This is a genomic window from Anaerobacillus arseniciselenatis (genome assembly GCF_001865995.1).
GTDB classification, from domain to species: Bacteria; Bacillota; Bacilli; order Bacillales; family Anaerobacillaceae; genus Anaerobacillus; species Anaerobacillus arseniciselenatis.
This window is the reverse complement of record NZ_MLQQ01000040.1, coordinates 1-17,025: the sequence shown is the minus strand read 5'-3', so window position 1 is coordinate 17,025 and position 17,025 is coordinate 1. Positions and strand designations below refer to the sequence as shown.

23 protein-coding genes and 1 tRNA gene are annotated in these 17,025 nt (G+C 36.3%); 11 read left to right on the top strand and 13 right to left on the bottom strand.

The annotated features are described in order from the left end of the window. Positions 1–33: 33 nt before the first annotated feature. Complete coding sequence (locus tag BKP35_RS19630) at positions 34–183, bottom strand: hypothetical protein (protein ID WP_169819226.1); 150 nt, start codon at positions 181–183, stop codon at positions 34–36. 268 nt (positions 184–451) lie between these two features. On the opposite strand from BKP35_RS19630, the gene BKP35_RS13375 reads away from it, so the two are divergent. Further along, positions 452–691, top strand: coding sequence for a hypothetical protein (locus BKP35_RS13375; RefSeq protein ID WP_071313867.1), 240 nt, complete (start codon positions 452–454; stop codon positions 689–691). An 85-nt stretch (positions 692–776) separates the two neighbouring features. On the opposite strand, the gene BKP35_RS19625 is transcribed toward BKP35_RS13375, so the two are convergent. Together BKP35_RS19625 and BKP35_RS13370 are read right to left on the bottom strand one after the other, a co-directional pair. Next, a complete protein-coding gene (locus BKP35_RS19625; protein ID WP_169819225.1) occupies positions 777–953 on the bottom strand; it encodes a hypothetical protein in 177 nt (58 codons plus the stop codon). 87 nt (positions 954–1,040) lie between these two features. Next, complete coding sequence (locus tag BKP35_RS13370; RefSeq protein WP_071313866.1) at positions 1,041–3,317, bottom strand: UvrD-helicase domain-containing protein; 2,277 nt, start codon at positions 3,315–3,317, stop codon at positions 1,041–1,043. 353 nt (positions 3,318–3,670) lie between these two features. Here BKP35_RS13370 and BKP35_RS13365 point away from each other — a divergent pair, with 353 nt between their 5' ends. Continuing rightward, positions 3,671–3,934: a hypothetical protein gene (locus BKP35_RS13365; protein ID WP_071313865.1), complete on the top strand. Its 264-nt coding sequence runs from the start codon at positions 3,671–3,673 to the stop codon at positions 3,932–3,934. A gap of 184 nt (positions 3,935–4,118) precedes the next feature. On the opposite strand, the gene BKP35_RS13360 is transcribed toward BKP35_RS13365, so the two are convergent. The 5 genes from BKP35_RS13360 to BKP35_RS13345 all read right to left on the bottom strand — a co-directional run bounded on the left by BKP35_RS13360 (position 4,119) and on the right by BKP35_RS13345 (position 7,354). Continuing rightward, a complete protein-coding gene (locus tag BKP35_RS13360; protein WP_071313864.1) occupies positions 4,119–5,288 on the bottom strand; it encodes an MGDG synthase family glycosyltransferase in 1,170 nt (389 codons plus the stop codon). A gap of 97 nt (positions 5,289–5,385) precedes the next feature. Beyond that, complete coding sequence (locus BKP35_RS20115) at positions 5,386–5,511, bottom strand: hypothetical protein (protein ID WP_281244239.1); 126 nt, start codon at positions 5,509–5,511, stop codon at positions 5,386–5,388. Positions 5,512–5,638: 127 nt separating this feature from the next. Further along, positions 5,639–6,061 carry a GNAT family N-acetyltransferase gene (locus BKP35_RS13355; RefSeq protein ID WP_071313863.1) on the bottom strand — a complete coding sequence of 141 codons (423 nt, stop codon included), beginning with the start codon at positions 6,059–6,061 and terminating at the stop codon, positions 5,639–5,641. 3 nt (positions 6,062–6,064) lie between these two features. Next, entirely contained in the window at positions 6,065–6,580 is a 516-nt protein-coding gene (locus BKP35_RS13350) for a YjcG family protein (protein ID WP_071313862.1), read from the bottom strand. A gap of 57 nt (positions 6,581–6,637) precedes the next feature. Next, positions 6,638–7,354 (bottom strand): alpha/beta hydrolase, encoded by a 717-nt coding sequence (locus BKP35_RS13345; RefSeq protein WP_071313861.1) that lies wholly within the window; start codon positions 7,352–7,354, stop codon positions 6,638–6,640. Between the two features lie 262 nt (positions 7,355–7,616). On the opposite strand from BKP35_RS13345, the gene BKP35_RS13340 reads away from it, so the two are divergent. The 9 genes from BKP35_RS13340 to BKP35_RS13300 all read left to right on the top strand — a co-directional run bounded on the left by BKP35_RS13340 (position 7,617) and on the right by BKP35_RS13300 (position 14,628). After that, positions 7,617–8,174 (top strand): phosphatidylglycerophosphatase A family protein, encoded by a 558-nt coding sequence (locus BKP35_RS13340; RefSeq protein WP_071313860.1) that lies wholly within the window; start codon positions 7,617–7,619, stop codon positions 8,172–8,174. Positions 8,175–8,267: 93 nt separating this feature from the next. Beyond that, on the top strand, positions 8,268–8,444 hold the full coding sequence (locus BKP35_RS13335; RefSeq protein WP_420534831.1) for a hypothetical protein: 177 nt from the start codon (positions 8,268–8,270) through the stop codon (positions 8,442–8,444). Between the two features lie 91 nt (positions 8,445–8,535). Continuing rightward, positions 8,536–8,610: transfer RNA gene (locus tag BKP35_RS13330), tRNA-Val, on the top strand. Positions 8,611–8,798: 188 nt separating this feature from the next. Then, a complete protein-coding gene (locus tag BKP35_RS13325) occupies positions 8,799–9,281 on the top strand; it encodes a CBO0543 family protein (RefSeq protein ID WP_071313859.1) in 483 nt (160 codons plus the stop codon). Between the two features lie 386 nt (positions 9,282–9,667). Then, on the top strand, positions 9,668–11,197 hold the full coding sequence (locus BKP35_RS13315; protein WP_245741968.1) for a spore germination protein: 1,530 nt from the start codon (positions 9,668–9,670) through the stop codon (positions 11,195–11,197). Between the two features lie 124 nt (positions 11,198–11,321). Further along, complete coding sequence (locus BKP35_RS13310; protein ID WP_071313856.1) at positions 11,322–12,509, top strand: Ger(x)C family spore germination protein; 1,188 nt, start codon at positions 11,322–11,324, stop codon at positions 12,507–12,509. After that, positions 12,509–13,624 (top strand): GerAB/ArcD/ProY family transporter, encoded by a 1,116-nt coding sequence (locus BKP35_RS13305; RefSeq protein ID WP_245741967.1) that lies wholly within the window; start codon positions 12,509–12,511, stop codon positions 13,622–13,624. The genes BKP35_RS13310 and BKP35_RS13305 overlap by 1 nt, the downstream gene beginning before the upstream one ends. Before the next feature lie 117 nt (positions 13,625–13,741). Further along, the gene (locus tag BKP35_RS18985) at positions 13,742–13,837 is read left to right on the top strand and encodes a YjcZ family sporulation protein (protein WP_084031655.1); all 96 of its coding nucleotides are present in this window, start codon (positions 13,742–13,744) and stop codon (positions 13,835–13,837) included. Positions 13,838–14,091: 254 nt separating this feature from the next. Then, positions 14,092–14,628 (top strand): TlpA family protein disulfide reductase, encoded by a 537-nt coding sequence (locus tag BKP35_RS13300; RefSeq protein ID WP_084031654.1) that lies wholly within the window; start codon positions 14,092–14,094, stop codon positions 14,626–14,628. A gap of 265 nt (positions 14,629–14,893) precedes the next feature. Here BKP35_RS13300 and BKP35_RS13295 read toward each other — a convergent pair whose 3' ends face one another. The 5 genes from BKP35_RS13295 to gerPC all read right to left on the bottom strand — a co-directional run bounded on the left by BKP35_RS13295 (position 14,894) and on the right by gerPC (position 16,891). Next, positions 14,894–15,334 (bottom strand): Hsp20/alpha crystallin family protein, encoded by a 441-nt coding sequence (locus BKP35_RS13295; RefSeq protein ID WP_084031653.1) that lies wholly within the window; start codon positions 15,332–15,334, stop codon positions 14,894–14,896. Between the two features lie 77 nt (positions 15,335–15,411). Then, on the bottom strand, positions 15,412–15,630 hold the full coding sequence (locus tag BKP35_RS13290; RefSeq protein WP_071313854.1) for a spore germination protein: 219 nt from the start codon (positions 15,628–15,630) through the stop codon (positions 15,412–15,414). A 69-nt stretch (positions 15,631–15,699) separates the two neighbouring features. Continuing rightward, positions 15,700–16,080, bottom strand: a complete 381-nt coding sequence (locus BKP35_RS13285; RefSeq protein ID WP_071313853.1) for a spore germination protein GerPE — start codon at positions 16,078–16,080, stop codon at positions 15,700–15,702. Between the two features lie 10 nt (positions 16,081–16,090). Continuing rightward, positions 16,091–16,267 (bottom strand): spore gernimation protein GerPD, encoded by a 177-nt coding sequence (locus BKP35_RS13280; protein WP_071313852.1) that lies wholly within the window; start codon positions 16,265–16,267, stop codon positions 16,091–16,093. Between the two features lie 6 nt (positions 16,268–16,273). Beyond that, positions 16,274–16,891, bottom strand: coding sequence for a spore germination protein GerPC (gene gerPC, locus BKP35_RS13275; RefSeq protein WP_071313851.1), 618 nt, complete (start codon positions 16,889–16,891; stop codon positions 16,274–16,276). Positions 16,892–17,025: the final 134 nt, after the last annotated feature.

Sequence of the window (17,025 nt, the reverse complement as noted above, 5' to 3'; positions counted from 1 at the left end):
GCGCCTCGTATTTCGTTATATAGATTTTATAGGTTATTTAATTCTTCTTTTCCCGCATGAGCCGCAGCCACCTCGGGCTTTTTTTGATTTAAGGCCTGAAGAAACTACGTGAACTTGGGAGCTACTTTTTATCGGTTTCTTTTTTGAAGGAGTTATTGCAGAAACACGTTTTCGTTTTTCCATCTCTCTCACCTCTTAGTTAAGACCTATATTAATTAGAATATGGACGAAGCATTCTTAATGTGTTCCATTATTACCTAAAATTACAATTTATTTTAGTACAATTTGTGTCGTAACTTTTTAATGTTATCGGAAATAGTAGGTTAAAAAATGGTTATGTACATATGCCCACACAGAGATAAAGTAATAACATAGGTTAATATAGGTTATCGTTTATTCGGTACTACGAATGAAAAAACAATTTTGTTCTTAGTAAGGAGGAAATTAAGTCATGAAAAAGAAAAGAGCTAAAAAGGTGGAGAAAGTTAAACAAGAAAGAATGGAAGTGGAAGAGGAGGTTACTCAAAAGAAAGAACAGCAAGCATTCCATCATCCACTTTCAGCATGGGATGACCTTGTGTTTGCAAAAAGAATCCCTAGTCCCAGTTCAGAAGTAGAACCAACGACAGAAGAAGTAACAAAAGAAAAGGTAGAAGAGGATGCTAACAAGCGTGGTTGGTCTTGGATATAAATAAAAAAGTGTAAAAGGCTGTCTATAAGTGTCTGACACCATGTAGAACTTACTAAATATATAGACGTATTAATTTATTATCCGTCTATATTTGGTGCCTAATGGTGTCAGACTTTCTTTTGCGACGAGAAACCGCAGGAGCAGATGTTTTGGTGCGACGAGTAACCGCAGGAGCAGATGTTTTGGTGCGACGAGTAACCGCAGGAGCAGATGTTTTGGTGCGACGAGTAACCGCAGGAGCAGGCGCAATCGGCTCGACCACTTCAGACCTGCCTCGCGGTCTAAACCCCGACCGCTACGGGCAGGTCTTCCACTGGTTTTCACCGAAAGGAGGGCGCTTGCGCTTTTCTTATATCATCGTATTCATTTCCCGAATAAATCTTGATGGATGAGCCCTCTTGCCGCGTCGCTTTTGGGGGATCGATATATATAAGTTTTCCATCGCTCGAGTAACAGCTACATACATTAAACGACGCTCCTCTTCAAGTGGCGTTAAATCACCTTCACGGTAGGCTTCTAGCGAATAATCGTGAGGGAGGGAACCTTCGACAGCACTTAGGATATAGACGGTCTTAAACTCAAGCCCTTTCGCTCGATGTACGGTCATTAACTGAATACTATCCTCATTTTCCGGTCGCCCTTTAAGCTCTTTCGATTTAGCAATCATATGGTCAACGTGAATGAGAAAATCACTAACACGGTCGTGACTGGCTGCCGCAACTTTTAAGTCACGCAAATCATCAGAGCCTTTGTCGATCACGTTTCCTTCATTTCCATTTTTCTTAATGTAGTCACTTAAGCCCATTTCTTTTTCAACCCATTCAAGCGCTTCAACAGCTGAAAAATTACGTAGCTGCTTGAAAAGAGGGATCATCTTTTTTATTTTCTTTTGTTGAAAAACTTGAATATCGGTCAGCTTCGTCATCGCCTCTAACAACGAACAATCGTGCAAGATCGATAGAGCTTTTAAATCACGTAAACTTGATTGTTTAATAAACATTGCGCCTAATAGTTCTTTAATCGCTTCTTGATCATCAGGATAAAGACTTAGCTTCAAGTAGGCTAGCGCTTTTCGAACCGTTCTTCTCCTGTAAAAAGCTTCTCCATCTTGTTCTAAATAAAAGGGGAGGCTAGAGGCAACGAGTCGTTCGAAAATCGCTCGAGCAGAGGAGTTCGTCCTATAAAGGATGACAAAATCACGAGGCCGTGCCCCGTTTTCAATTTTCTCCTTAATATCAGTAACAATCATCGTCGCTTCTTCCTCCTCATCAAAAGGATAAAATTGAAGCGGTCGTTTCATATTCTCAGTCATTGCTACAACTTTCTTCGTTTTTCGCTTTTTATTGTTCGTAATGACGTTTGTAGCACTCGAGACGATCGAATGATGCGAACGGTAGTTGCAATTTAAGGTCACGATTTTTGCTTTAGGAAAGTCAGTTTCAAAATTTAATATATAGGATGGGTCGCTTCCTCGAAAACTATAAATCGATTGGTCATCATCACCTACAACACATAAGTTTTGTGTTTTTTTTGCTAAAAGCGAAATAATCTCATATTGAACTTTATTAATGTCCTGAAATTCATCCACTAAAATATAAGAAAAACGTTGCTGATATTTTTCCAGTAATGACGCATTGTCAATTAATAGTTCGTAACAGCCGAGTAACATATCGTCAAAGTCAAAATGCTGTGTTGCTTGTTTCGTCTGTTCATAACGTTCATATAATATTTTTACTTTTTCATCCCAATCGGTTTCAGCTCGTACTTTTGATGGTTTTAATATATGGTTTTTCCAATAGCTTATTTGGGATAAGGCTTGATCGAAGGCGAACTCCTTTTCGTCAATTCCGAGTTCTCTTGAAGCTTCTTTTATGATTTGTTCTCGTTGCCAGTCCGATTTTAGTAGTTTGTTTGGTTGCCATAAAGCCCCTTGATGGTGCATGAGCATTTTGTAAAAAATACTATGAAAAGTACCAACGACGAGTGTTTGTAAATCTCTCTCGGTAATCCCAGAAAATGAAGCCATCCTTTTTTTCATTTCTTTAGCAGCCTTTGTTGTAAATGTCACTAACAATAAACGGTTACTAGCAATTTTCTTTTCCGTTAACATGTACGCCGTTCGTGTTGTAAGAACTCGTGTTTTTCCACTTCCTGCTCCTGCTAAAACGAGAAGTGGTCCCTCGGTCGTTGAAATAGCCTCCCACTGACTATCGTCAACATCGTATTTTTTATGTTCACTGGAAGAGGTTTGATGGTTTTTAAAAGGTGGAATGCTTCGTATCTCATAAGGATTTTTCCATCCGGTTACAGTATCATTCGTCTTATGTAGCATCGCTACGCCACCGTTAATTTCACGTTTTGAAGGGAGTGTAAAGCTTCCAACTGAGTGGTTGACAGTCGCTTCGTGTTTTTCTTCTAATGCTTTAATTGCCTCATCACAGTTAAATGTTTGACTCGGATGTATGAAAAGAGGTGGCTCATGAATACTAATTTTCAGCTTTACACTTTGATGGCAACACGGACAAGAAAGTTCTCCACGTTGACTAGCTAAAAATATCTTTTGCAATTGATCACGCTCGATTTTTGTTAAATGGATCATTTGATCTTTATATAATGCAATTTTCATGAAAACCCCCACTTAATGAACATACTTAAAATCAATAGAGTGAATTTCAAAATTACCTAAATTGAGCCAAATTAAACTATATGTAGTTGCGAGAGCTTCAGCTTGACTACATATAGATACTTAATGGCGATGAGATTGAATTATGAAATTCATTAAACTACTAAACCACTATAGCAAAAAAAAGAGAAACATGTAAGGGAAGAGAGCATAGAATAATATAGTAACTGTTTTTTAAAATTAAAAACCGGGTATTAAATAAGTAAAGTCATTATGACGAAAAGATATCCTCAACATAGTTCTCTCATAAACGAAATGGCTTAACAATAACTACCAATAAATTCGGGGGTGATGAAATGGGGTACGTTCCACCAGTTCGGGATCAGCAATCATTTCAGTACGGCAATCGCAGCATTCACTCTCACCGTAGTATTAAGCAAATATCACCAGTCTCGAAAGGGAAATTTCATCGAGTTTTATCGGAACAAGAGAAGGAAGCTTTCAATGACAGTTATAAATATTATAAAGCAAATGACGAGAAGCAGAATAAAAAGCAAAAAAGGAGTCAAGTACTCAGTGAGTTGACAGGGAAAGGAACTTATATTGATGAGGTTGTATAGAGGGGGGGAAGCCCTCTATTTTTTTGAAGCTAAAAGATTTTTTAAAGGAGAGAAATTTTCAGAATGGGGCTTTCAAAAACCAAGTGTCAGACCCAGTTAGGTAACTAAATATAGTCGGAATACTATCTATACGTCTATATTTAGTAGTAACGCGTAGTGATCTGACACTTCTGGGACAGCTCCGTTATGAAGGAGAAGGTACCCGGATTTTTTCTAATGGATAAATTTCATTGGTTATTTTCTGTTCTCTAGCATCGATTGTCTCAATGACATTAGAAATTGCCGTAGCTGCGTTGTTCGGTTTTAATTTATGGGCATTTTCTTGCATCATTTTATTGTAGTATTTGTTAAAGATAATACGCTCTAATAAAACTGGGATTTCTTCTAGTACTTCTGCTTTGATAGCCGCACCATAATTCATTAAAAATTGACTGTTTTGCTCTTCTTGACCTGGCAAAGGTTGAAAGATAAGAATCGGTGTTTCACAAACGAGAGCTTCAGACATCGTGACACCGCCTGCTTTTGAAATGATAACATCACTTGCTTTTAAATATTCCATAAATAAATTAGTGAAACCTAGGACACGAATATGGTGTTTACTTTGCATCTGTTCTATTTTTAGCTTCGCCCTTTTATTATCACCCGTGACACAAATGACTTGTAATTTCTCCTGATATGCCTCCAAGCCTGATAAGATTTTAGTGAATTTTGCTAATCCAACTCCGCCTCCTGCGACTAATATCGTTTTCATCTTCTCATTGAGATGAAGTTTTTTTCTCCACTCAGTTTTAGAGTAGCTTTGGATGTTTTCTTTAAAAGTTGGGATTCCCGTAGGGTGAAACTTTTGTTCATCTAACTTGTATAAATTTGCATAATAAAGCAAGTGTTCAGAAGCGATGAAATAACGATCAACTTCTGGGTGGACACTCATTGGGTGAACAGCGAAATCCGTTAATAGTGCATAAAGGCGTATAGGAAGTTGCTTTTTTCTAATTACATTTGCAAGTAACGTTGTCGCAATTGGGTGGGTGGTTATAATAATATTTGCACATTTTCCTTGTAAAGTTCGATATAGTTTGTTCGTTAAAAATGCGTTGAATTGTTTTAAAAAGATGGAATCTGGGTGCTCCTCAGAATATTGATAAAGCTTTCCCCATAAAGTAGGTCGAAACCGAAGTAAATGTAAATAGCTGTCTAGAACCACTTTATGGAATAGCTTGTTAATCGCATCAAATGTATCAACTACTTCAACGTCATAATGTTTTGCTTTCAATTGCTTAATTAATACATTAGAAACTTGATTATGTCCATTTCCAAATGAAACTGAAAAAATGACAACTTTTCTTTTATTCATACTGAAAAATCCTTTCATAGTAGAGGATTTAATTAAGCAGATTTCCGGTTTATTTGTTCTTATTATGACGTTATTAGTAGAATTTCATACAAAACGCTCATGACGATAATTCGTCACCATCTAACATGAAAAAATCCGGTCGATTTCCCTCACTGCGCTGTAAATCCGTTCCGGCTTTAGAGGCTTGTTCGGAAAAGTCGACCGTCATTTTATTTTCATACAAAACATGACAATCAATCGTTAATACCTACCATGTAAAAAACGGGCACTAACCTTTCCAACAAACCAACAAACCAACATGTACACACAAAAAAGCGATAAGCCAACGCTTATCACTTTTTATAAAAGTGCTATATATGTTTTTTCATGGTCACGTGAGGAATGCCAGCGTCTAAAAATTCGCCAGAACTGACCTCGTAGCCGAGCTTACGATAAAAGTTTATTGCTTGAACTTGTGAATTTAACTTAAACGCAGAAAATCCATGTTTTGCCCCTTCGGCTTCGATCTTTTCCATTAAAAGTTTGCCGATGCCTTTTTCACGATAGTCAGCATCAATGCAAATTCTTTCTACTTTCCCGTAACCATCAAGTTCACGAAGGCGCCCGGCCCCAATCGGTGTTGCGTTATCGTAGACGACAAAGTGCATCGCTTTATCATCGAATTGATCTAGTTCCTCCTCTGGTGGAACTTTTTGTTCTTCAACAAATACTTTCACCCGAACTGAATATGCATCATTTAGTTGGGGGTTAGTTTCTACAAGTACGATGTTCATTATTTACGCTTCCCCTCCAAGGCGGAATGTCTCATAAACCGTCCAAGAGCCATTGTCTAACTGATATAAAAGTTGGAAGCGGTCACAAATTTCTTCGTGGTTAATCGTTTCCATTCGTAATCTACCTAAAACATCATGAAATTCATCATCGTCCATGTCTTGTCCGACCGTAATATGTGGTACAAATTGGTATTTCTCTTCTTGGTCTAGGTTTCCGCTATTTAATTCCTTTTGAAGGTGAAGTAACTCTTCATTTTCTTTAACACCCATATAAATCGTGTTACTTACAGGGCTAAAAGAGCTGTATTTATATACATTTAAAGAGAATGGCGTTGTTTTGCTAGCGATTTTTTTGATCTCAGCTACAACATTATTTAAATCACTATCCTCAACGTTAAAAGCCTCTTTTAAAGTGATATGAGGTGGAATAAGTGCGTAATGAGTATCGTAGCGCTTACGTAAAGAATTAGCAACATCTTGTAGTTGTTTTGATGGAAAAATAGCTATTCCGTATTTCATGATCGTTCCCTCCTAAATTAATAATAAATTTTTCTTTTTATTATAGCAAAAAAGTGGTTATGACAGCATCCGTGAAAGTGCCCGTTTTAAGTCTTGTTGCCAATAAAACCAAGTATGCTCTCCAATAAATTCGTCATAAAACACGTCGATTCCTTTTTGTTCACATAATTTATGAAATGCGCGATTAGGTGTTAAGAAATCTTTCGTATTTCCTTTTGACGTTTCAACAGAAGTTTCTTTATCACCAATGACGTGATAAAGTCTTAGCATTTCGTGATGACGGATGGACTGAAGCTTCTCCATTGTTGTCGCATTTATATAAGGAGATTGAGCAATGACTTGTCCAAATGTATATGGATATTCGAAAGCTGAATGTAAGCTTACAGTAGCAGCTAGAGAATCTCCTAATAATGTGCGCGCTGAAGGGAGTTCATAGGTTTTATAGCTCTCCTCAATAAAAGGAACTAATTCTTCAGCTAGGAAACGAATAAATTGCTTGTTTTTTGTGCCATTTGGATGATATTTATCATAGCGATCCTCTATCGAATGATACGGAAGCATCACAATGATCGTTTGTTCCATTTCTTTATTTTCGATGAGCTCACTAGCTAAAGATGGGAGCTTCCCTTTTTGTAAATAATCATCACCGTCTAAAGCAATAAGTAGTTGATACGTATAAAGTGGAGAGTAGTTTTCTGGCAAATATAATTTCATATTGATTTTTTCTTGTAAAAAACGGCTATCGATGTAATTGTCAGTAATGTTCCCTTTCATTTTTTCGTATAAACCTCCTTAACGATGATACATTGTCCATATATTTAATATAACATGTTTTATTTTTAAAAACGAAATATTAACTACGTCAATGAATTTCATAATTCATTATTCTCGCCACTAAGATCAATATATAGTTGCGTGGTGTGGCTCATTTTGTAATTATGAAATTCACTCACGTAAAGTAGAATGATATGTTGAGTTGCATATAATATGGTAAAATAGGAAATATTGACTCAGAAATGGACAGAGGAGAGGTTGTATGAAATATAAAGAACCAGTGCATTGTCATGTAGTTGAAAAAGCAGCAAGAGATTTACTTATTGAACGAGGAGTGGAATTACTAGATATTGCTGAAATCGTTTATAAGATGCAAGTAGCTTATACAGACACTTTAACGATTGAAGATTGTGTAAAAAGTGTAGATGCGGTTTTAGGAAAACGAGAAATTCAACATGCGATTTTAGTAGGTGTTGAGTTAGATAAATTAGCTGAACAAGGAAAGTTATCTGAGCCATTACAATCGATTGTCGCTATGGATGAAGGTCTTTTTGGGGTTGATGAGACTGTCGCGCTAGGTAGTGTGTTTGGGTATGGAAGTATAGCAGTAACGACTTTTGGCTATTTAGATAAAGAAAAGATCGGGATTATTAAAGAGTTAGATAAAAAAGGAAATCAGATCAACACATTTTTAGATGATTTAATTTGCAGTATAGCAGCGAATGCGTCAAGTCGTTTAGCGCATAGAATTCGAGATAAAGAAGAGAAATTACGGGAAGAAGAGATTAGAAGACGCGATCAAGAAGAACAGATTGGATAAGTTAGTTTTGAGTTTTCCGTCATGATCGTATTGTATGTATAAAGTATCAATAATGGTAATAATATAGTTATTATTATTATGGAGATGTGGTTCATGAAAATTACTCGTTGGATTTACTGGAAACAAATTTTTCAATCAAAATTTCAAGCTAGCTGCTTAAAAGCAAAACTCGAAGATAATTGGCATAATGGCTATGAAATCCCTCCTTGGGTAGAGATACGCCAATTAGCAGAAGAAAAGTATGTGGTTCGGTATACATTTGATGAATGAGCAAGTCCCTCCTCGATACGTTATTAATTGTAGCGAGGAGGGATATTGACAAAACATAATTTAAAGATTATAATTCTTTTATATTAAATGCGATCCGTTAGCTCAGTGGGAGAGCACTTGCTTGACAGGCAAGGGGTCACTGGTTCAAGTCCAGTACGGGTCACCATACATAAAAACGCTGAAACCCTTGGTATACAAGGGTTTTTCTTTATGGTTAAATTTACCAAACGTCAAAATTTTTGCCCGATTTTGCTAACGTTTAGTGGACTAAAGCGTTTGTGGAAATTACTTGCTTAAAATTTTTATTATAAAACCTTTTTAATTGTACACTCTACAAATAAAGGGGTGTAAACAATGATCGAACGATTTGTATTAAGATTGGCTATAATCCTAGGAGTTTTATTTATTCCAACTTTAGTTAGAAAGCCAACAGCGAAACTTTGGGTTCCATTTTTCTTCTTTAATGGGGTATTAAATTTATTACTTGACTCGTTTTTAGTCGGTAAAAAATACCTTAAGTATCCGAAACGGCTTGCTTCAAAACAGTTTAAAATAAACATCGTTTATGATCTTTTAATTTGTCCTTATTTATCGGTTTGGTATTGCCAATCAAGTTACCATTCGAAATTACCAGGAATAATTGGTAAATTACTACTATTCGGTATCCCTCAATCGACATACGAGATATGGGCAGCAAGAAAAACGGATTTATTAAAATTTAACAGATTAAAATGGACATGGGTTCATTCATTATTTGCGGTATTTGGAGTGAAAATCACCGTAAGAGCTTTGCTTGAAATTCCAAAGAGAGTGATGTTTAAGGAGGGAAATCAGTAGTAGCAAGATCTAGACGTTGTATATCTAACCTACTTTGAATAAAAGAGATAAACATCAGTATTATACCCTTTCAAGAGCCAGTAGTTTGGCTCTTATTTTTTAAGTCTTTTATCCATTTTTTAAAATTCAAGTGCAATTTCTTTTCAGATAAAGCGAAAAAAATAATGATTGGAGAAAGAAAATTAAAGCCAAAAACAGTGATCACAATTCCCCACATAAACCACTCAGTATTTAAGATATTTTGATAAATCCAACTATTAAAAAGCCACATCGTCAACTTCCTTTTTTATAAATTTAAGTTCGAAAATATTTTGCCCATATTTTGGAGATAACTATACAGAAATAAAATGCAATTTTGGATACTTTATAAAAGGAGCTTACATAAGGTGGATCTAACAAAGCAGCTAGAGCAAGACGTTTTTGTAAGATTAAAACAAAACCTCGATGAGATTGAGAAGCTTTTAGGTAATTCTTCAGATGTAGTTAAGCGTGATTTTTTTATTATGAACAATAATACATTTGAAGCAACCTTAATTTATATCGATGGATTAGTAGATGAGACCAAAATAGAAGAAACTGTATTAGCGCCGTTATTAAATAATAATCGTGATTTACAGTTTCTTAGTGAATTAACCAAAAGTGAAGAAATTGCGACGGCCTTAACAAAAAAACTATTATTAATTCCTTCGATCAATAAAGTATCAACGTTTCAAGATGTTATTAATGAATTACTTGCTGGAAATACTGTTTTATTTGTTGATCACTGTGTTCAGTGTTTTGTTTTAGCTACACAAGGCTGGGATACACGCGGGATCGAGGAGCCACAATCTGATACGGTCATAAGAGGCCCGCGTGATGGGTTTGTAGAGTCGATTCGTGCTAATACGGCTTTAGTAAGAAGACGAATAAGGGATCCAATGTTTCGGCTGCAATCGTTGCAAATAGGCAAGAGGTCGAAAACGGATGTCGCCATCGCATATATTGACGGGGTTGTTCGGGAAGGATTAGTTGACGAAGTTTTAGAGAGATTAAACCGAATAAAAATAGACGCTATCTTAGAAAGCAATTATATTGAAGAATTTATTGATGATGCTCCTAATTCACCTTTTATGACAGTCCAAGGTTCAGAACGACCTGATAAAATAGCCGCTGGTATTTATGAAGGAAAAGTAGCGATTTTTGTCGATAATACACCGTTCGTTTTATTAGTGCCAACTCATTTTTGGACGTTTTTAAATACGAGTGATGATTATTATACGCAATATTGGATGGGGTCATTTTTTCGCTTCATTCGCTACATAGCTTTCATCATTAGTTTGACGCTACCTTCTCTTTTTGTGATGCTCGTTTCGTTTCATCAAGAGATGATTCCGACGCCATTGGCAATAACGATAGCCGCCGGTAGGGAAATTGTTCCTTTACCCATTTTATTAGAGGCTTTGATCATGGAATTAGCGTTTGAATTAATGCGTGAAGCAGGATTACGTATGCCAAAGCAAATTGGTCAAGCTGTTAGTATTGTGGGCTCGTTAATTATAGGGCAAGCTGCGGTGGAGGCTGGCTTAGTTTCACCGATAATGGTCATCGTCGTCGCTACGACCGGTATTGCTTCTTTTGCAATCCCGAATTACTTTGCATCAGTTTCCATTCGCCTGATTCGTTTTCCAATTTTGATTGCATCAGGAGTTCTTGGTCTATTAGGTTTTGCGACGATTTTTGTTGTTGTTCTAATTCATGCGCTTTCTTTACGCTCATTCGGTGAACCATACTTAGCTCCTGTTTTTCCATTTAGTAGTTCTGATCAAAAAGATACGCTTTTTCGCGCACCTTGGTGGGCAAAAGAAAAACGACCTGCAGATGTCAAAGATGAGCCTGAAAGGGAATCTGAAAACCAAAAACCATCACCGGAAAAATAGAGAAAGGTAAATGAATTTCATAATTTTTATTTAGCTCACTAGGATGCTCCATTTAGTTTATTTAAATCGTTCTCAACTAGATGGAGCATAATTAGCATTGTGAAATTCAGTAGGTATTAAAACAATGAAGAAAATCATGATTTGTTGTACTTTTTTATCATTACTTTTTTGTGTTGGCTTATTCGGAAAAGAGGAAATCGATGATCTTGCTATGGTAATGGCTGTAGGGGTCGATAAAGCTGAAAACGGAGAAATTTGGGTCACTGCTCAAGTGGTGAGGCCTGCCGATGCCAGGGGTGATGCAGGGGTTGGTGGAACGGAAGGTGATCCAATTTGGACGGCAACAGGAGAAGGGAAAACCATTTTTGAAGCGATTCGAAACTTAGCTCGCTTTTCCTCACGAAGAATTTATTGGGGGCATAATGCGATTATTGTGATAAGTGAGGAAGTCGCTAGAGATGGAATTGTTGATGTTATTGATTTTTTTACGAGAAATAATGAACTCCGTATGAGAACATGGATCGTTGTTACAGAGAAAAAAGCAAATGAAGTAGTGGCTGTGAAAACAGGGCTTGAAGTTATTCCTGGTAGATCATTAGATCGATTATTTCGCTACAGTCCGATAGTTGCTGAAGCGCCAAGAACTGATGTCATGTCTTTGTCGGCCTCATATATAGGAGAGCACGTTCACCCTTATTTAGCGATGGTTCGGCTTCGTTCACGAGGGGTTGATCCTGAAAATCCGAAAGAGTTCGGTAGTATCCCCCAAATCGAACTGTCAGGAATCGCAGTATTTCGTGATGATCAAATGGTCGGGAGGTTAAATCCGAGGGAAAGTCGCGGCTTTTTATGGTTTGTAGAAGATGTAGGTAATGCGATTATTCCGTTATCATGCCCTGACGAAGAAGGCCCTGTAAGTGTAGAATTACGAGATAATCGCTTTCAATTAACACCGAACTATAAAAATGGGAAAGTAAGTTTTATAGCAACGGTTGAAACAGTAACTGATTTAGTGGAACTAGGGTGTCCAACAGAGCTTGAACATTCAGAAGTTATGGAGGATCTTGAATCTGACGTTGCAGCCTACATTAAGAAAGATATCGAAGTGATGCTTGAAAAAGTTCAAAAAGAATTTAAAGTAGATGCGATAAAGTTAGGAAGGGCTTTTCAAGCGAAATATCCTCAATATTGGAATGACTTAAAAGATGATTGGGATGAAATATTTCCAGAGATCGAAGTGAAAGTAAACGTAAAAGTGGAGTTAAATAATCCGCAATTGTTAGAAAATCCAACGAGAAAAGGTAAGGATTAATGATGAAATCACAAATTTCAAACGCAATGTTACTGGCAATTATCATTAATATAGTATACGCCAAAGCGATTGGAGTCACTCAAGGGATTATCGCTAGACAAGCTGGGGGAGATATGTGGATCGTCACTATTTTCTCTACATTATTTGGCTTATTAATCATGTCATTGACAGTATTAATCATCAAGCGTACTCCTGAAAAAAATATTTTAGAACAGACAAAGCTATTAGTTGGAAAGTGGGGCGAGAAGCTTATTGCGCTGTTAATGTTTACCTTCTTTCTCGGTGCATACGGTGGCATCATGATTACAGTTGTTTATCATCTAATGGATTATTTCTTACCTGAAGTACCTACGTATATCTTCGTTGCACTTGTTACAATTGTTGGTGTATATGGAATAATGAAAGGAGTTGAAGTAATTGCACGGCTTGCTGTTTTAGGGGTTTTTTCAATTATTGTTTTAAATATTCTTCTCCTTTTAGGTTCGTTAGATTATTTCGAAATCGAATCTTTTTTACCTGTGTTAAGAAATGGATTCTTCAATGCAGTAGAAGTAACAAAGCACCACAATGCGGATTGGGCGATGGCCACTTTAATGGTTGCGATTATTTTACCAATGGTCAAGCAAAAAGAAAAATGGATGAAATATTCGACGAAAGCCCTAATTCTAGGTGGTGGATTTATTTTAATGTGGCCGATCTTAGAGGTTGGTGTTTTATCTCCTGAAGTGGCCGGACAATATATTGTCGCTTGTATGCAAATGGCTCGAAGTGCGGAGATTGGTTTATTTGTCCACCGCTATGAATTAATCATGGTTATTTTTTTCGCCATTTCAGCTCTTATCCAAGTAATGATGTGCTTATTATGTGCATCGATTTCAGCGAAGCATATCATTGGGGGGAACAATTTAAATTTTTTATTGATTCCGGTTGCAGTGATTTTAGGTGTTTTTGGTTATTGGGTTGTAAATGACCATATTCGAGCAATGGATTTATTAACGTATTATTGGCCACGGGTTGCGATGCCGATTACATTCGCTGTACCGATTATCGTTTTTTTATTAGGGTTTATTTTTAAAAAGAAATTAACAAAGGGGAATCTTGATGCTCCCTCATAGTATAAAAAATCTGGGCGAAATAACTCCACATTCGTCTAATCACGTTTATCCTTGGATGAATATAGTAATCGTGGGTGGAGAAAAACTCCACAAATAGACGAAAAGGAGTGTTGAATCATGGCTCACACTTTAGGTGCAGGATTTGCGTTAATCGTAGTATTGTTCATTCTTTTAGTAATTATCGGTGCTTCGTACGTAGGTTACGGTTACTAAAAAGAGTTTTCTGAAAAAGTGAGGGTGTCCCTGAAGTGTCTGACACTTTGTTTAGGGACACCCTCATTTTTTACATATTTCTTGAAAGTTTTTTAAAATTCTGTATCAAAATTGTTATTTTCATATATATCATTAATGAACGAAATTAGTTATAGTATAGGGAGTATATATTATAGGCAAAAATTTAAAACAACAATAGGATGAATTTCATTAAATAAACGTTTTGAAATTGGTTATTTATTGGGAGGGTAAATGTGATTAATAAGAGATTAACGAGTTTAATTGTATTCATAGTTGCAGTAGGTTTAATTGCTTATGTTGTTGCTACTACGCAACCTAGAGTTGGAGCAGAAGAAGGGATGATTGCTCCAGATTTTACGCTACCTTTATGGCATACAGGGGAAGAAGCTGAATTATCTTCATTTAGAGGAGATATTGTCGTTTTAAATTTGTGGGCATCGTGGTGTCCGCCGTGTAGAGAAGAAATGCCAGAATTGATCGAACTCTCAAATAATTATAAAGGCAAGGGCGTAAAAGTTGTTGGGGTTAATTTAGCACTACAAGAAAGAAGTCCTGAAGATGCTGATGAATTCATGGAAGAGTTTGGTGTTGACTTCCCGACGTTCGTTGACCAACCTAACGAAGAAAGAAGAGGGGTCGTCTCGACACTTTACAATATTGATAGCATTCCGTTTACATATGTTATCGACCGTGATGGTGTGATTGTAAAAGTATATCGTGGTTTGGTAAGGTATGAATGGTTAGAGGAGTTTATAGAAGAAATAAGATAAAAAAACAAAGAGAGTGTCCCGATATAGTGTCAGCTAATGAATGAACACGGGGACTCTCTTTGTTTTTTATAGTTGGTTTGTTGGTTAGGAAATAGTTAGAAAGAAAACACCGAAATCTGTATATTGTTCTTGTGGTACCAGAATAAGGGGTTTGTCTGAAAAAGGCAAAGCGGATGATTTCCTGAACGAGCGTCTGAGATTCGATAGAAGGTCACGGCGAAGTGAAGGAAATCATCCACTTTTTACATGCTAGTTGGTAGGCGGTTCATTCATCGATATGCTTAATATTAATTCGATGTTCATTTTGTTTGCTAGACATTTGTTTATAAAGGTGAATAATTAATAAACCGTTCCGATAAGTGGCATCAACTTTGTCCTCGCGAACCACGTAAGGAAGCTGGATCGTTCGTTTAAAGTCGCCATTATCAAACTCTTTTTGAGTTAATGTAAAGTTGTCAAATTGGACATCTAATTTGCCCTTTATTTCTATCGTGTTCAAATGAACGGTTAATGAGATATCCTCCACATTTTCAATTCCAGGTAAGAATACGATGCAAAGCATTTCATTGTGACCTTCGTAAAGATTGACTTTTACATTCTTGTTTTGCTGTTCATTATTGTCAAAAAGATGGTTAAAGTTTCTGAAAAAGTCTTGGTCAAACGTTTTTTGAAATGGCTTCATCCACTCCATCATGTCACGATCCATAAAAATTCACCACTTTTCACCTGAAAATAGTTAAAGTAATAAATGACAAAGTCTATCATTTAGATAAACTCTATCATTTATACATTCGCTCCTACATTTTGATCTGCTAAATCAGGGTCAAGCGTATTATTTACATTAATACCGTTATTTGAAATGACAAAATCCCCTGAACTAATCGATCCTGATCCGGACACAGATTTTGATGTGCTTTTTGGAGATATATTTAATGTATCCCCGAAATTTATGACACCACCATTATCGTTAATTTTGAAAGGTCCACCAACAATTGCAGGCATAAAAACACCCTTTTCAATTTAATTAATATTTATTTTATGTGAATGTACTTCAATGCGTGACAAATGCTATTACTCCATGTTCGGATCTCTATGAAACTGCCTAATATGCTTAATTCTAGATTCTGAATTAATATAGTTTGTTGAACCAATTTGATGGACGCTACCTGCCGCTACACTTGTAACGTGAATACGATTTACTTTAATGAATGATGAAGCATTGTACCTATTTACTGTAATTGGCTCTTGGATCGTCGGTTGTGGAAGCTCCATCGTAAACATTGGAAACTGTAAAAAGTTCCCTTCATCGCCATAAAAAAGTTGAAGTTGCCGTTGTACAGCAATAGCCCAAGCGACAGGAGTTACTTGAACTGAATCACCAATATGAAAAATTGAACTTAAACTGACGTTAATAACTCTTGAGTAGTCGACTACTGAAGTTCTTCTTGTCATTTGAACCACCTTATTCCGGTGCAAGCGGCACAAATGGGCCAATGATTAACGATTCAGGTGGAGTATCAAAGACACATGATAAGATAATCGTATCAGTATCTCCGACTAAAAAAATGGAAGCTGATGAAACCCCACCAACGTCGATATTACCGACAGAAATGTTGTGGTTTACGACAGTAAAATTCATAGATGTTTATTCTCCTTTCTGAGGTAAGTGTTTAATAAATTCTTCCATTGTTCGGTTTATATCATTGATAACATTATTGACGGTAGTTTCCTCGATTTGCTTCAAAGCTTCTTCACTTTCGTCTTGAAGGTTAACGTCTTTTAAATAATATTGAATTCGCTTATCGATTTGCTTTTTAATATCTTCAACAATGAAATTACGATAGGGGATATCAAGCTGGTAATTATAATGTTGTTCTAAAGATTTCATCGCATCGAAACACCCGTTATTCAAATAATCATAAACTTTCTTTTTGATATTTTCATAAAACTTTGGATGTTGCTGTTGGACGACGGGTACATCTATATTGTTTCGGTTTACTGTGAAATCGTCAATAGAATTAGGCTCAACTCCACCGTTAGGAGTGATTCCGATATTTAAGGTTCCTTCGAGTCTTTCTACTTTTAATTGATCAAATTTATATTCAATTTTTCCTGGTTGTTGTGATGCTTGATTTTTTAGCGTACTGATCTCGTCAAGGAGGATATCGATGGTTTCTTCTAGTTCGTCAATTTTACTTTGTTGTGCTTCTAACTGTTGGTAAATTTGTTGAAAATAAGTGGAGTAGTCGTATTGATAATACATAAATTTCCTCCCTCTATAAATATTGATATACCAACGGTTTGAGCCGTTGGAGAAGTACCAAAAAAATATTTTTCGACACGACCTCTAACATTATTTTTATAATATGTGAAACTATGCCAATTGGTGGGTACGCT

Bases quoted from the DNA above. Each gene is read 5' to 3' on its own strand.
- BKP35_RS19630 (WP_169819226.1), bottom strand. From the start codon at position 183: ATGGAAAAACGAAAACGTGTTTCTGCAATAACTCCTTCAAAAAAGAAA.
- BKP35_RS13375 (WP_071313867.1), top strand. From the start codon at position 452: ATGAAAAAGAAAAGAGCTAAAAAGGTGGAGAAAGTTAAACAAGAAAGA.
- BKP35_RS13370 (WP_071313866.1), bottom strand. From the start codon at position 3,317: ATGAAAATTGCATTATATAAAGATCAAATGATCCATTTAACAAAAATC.
- BKP35_RS13365 (WP_071313865.1), top strand. From the start codon at position 3,671: ATGGGGTACGTTCCACCAGTTCGGGATCAGCAATCATTTCAGTACGGC.
- BKP35_RS13360 (WP_071313864.1), bottom strand. From the start codon at position 5,288: ATGAATAAAAGAAAAGTTGTCATTTTTTCAGTTTCATTTGGAAATGGA.
- BKP35_RS13355 (WP_071313863.1), bottom strand. From the start codon at position 6,061: ATGAACATCGTACTTGTAGAAACTAACCCCCAACTAAATGATGCATAT.
- BKP35_RS13350 (WP_071313862.1), bottom strand. From the start codon at position 6,580: ATGAAATACGGAATAGCTATTTTTCCATCAAAACAACTACAAGATGTT.
- BKP35_RS13345 (WP_071313861.1), bottom strand. From the start codon at position 7,354: ATGAAAGGGAACATTACTGACAATTACATCGATAGCCGTTTTTTACAA.
- BKP35_RS13340 (WP_071313860.1), top strand. From the start codon at position 7,617: ATGAAATATAAAGAACCAGTGCATTGTCATGTAGTTGAAAAAGCAGCA.
- BKP35_RS13335 (WP_420534831.1), top strand. From the start codon at position 8,268: ATGAAAATTACTCGTTGGATTTACTGGAAACAAATTTTTCAATCAAAA.
- BKP35_RS13325 (WP_071313859.1), top strand. From the start codon at position 8,799: ATGATCGAACGATTTGTATTAAGATTGGCTATAATCCTAGGAGTTTTA.
- BKP35_RS13310 (WP_071313856.1), top strand. From the start codon at position 11,322: ATGAAGAAAATCATGATTTGTTGTACTTTTTTATCATTACTTTTTTGT.
- BKP35_RS13305 (WP_245741967.1), top strand. From the start codon at position 12,509: ATGATGAAATCACAAATTTCAAACGCAATGTTACTGGCAATTATCATT.
- BKP35_RS18985 (WP_084031655.1), top strand. From the start codon at position 13,742: ATGGCTCACACTTTAGGTGCAGGATTTGCGTTAATCGTAGTATTGTTC.
- BKP35_RS13295 (WP_084031653.1), bottom strand. From the start codon at position 15,334: ATGGATCGTGACATGATGGAGTGGATGAAGCCATTTCAAAAAACGTTT.
- BKP35_RS13290 (WP_071313854.1), bottom strand. From the start codon at position 15,630: ATGCCTGCAATTGTTGGTGGACCTTTCAAAATTAACGATAATGGTGGT.
- BKP35_RS13285 (WP_071313853.1), bottom strand. From the start codon at position 16,080: ATGACAAGAAGAACTTCAGTAGTCGACTACTCAAGAGTTATTAACGTC.
- BKP35_RS13280 (WP_071313852.1), bottom strand. From the start codon at position 16,267: ATGAATTTTACTGTCGTAAACCACAACATTTCTGTCGGTAATATCGAC.
- gerPC (WP_071313851.1), bottom strand. From the start codon at position 16,891: ATGTATTATCAATACGACTACTCCACTTATTTTCAACAAATTTACCAA.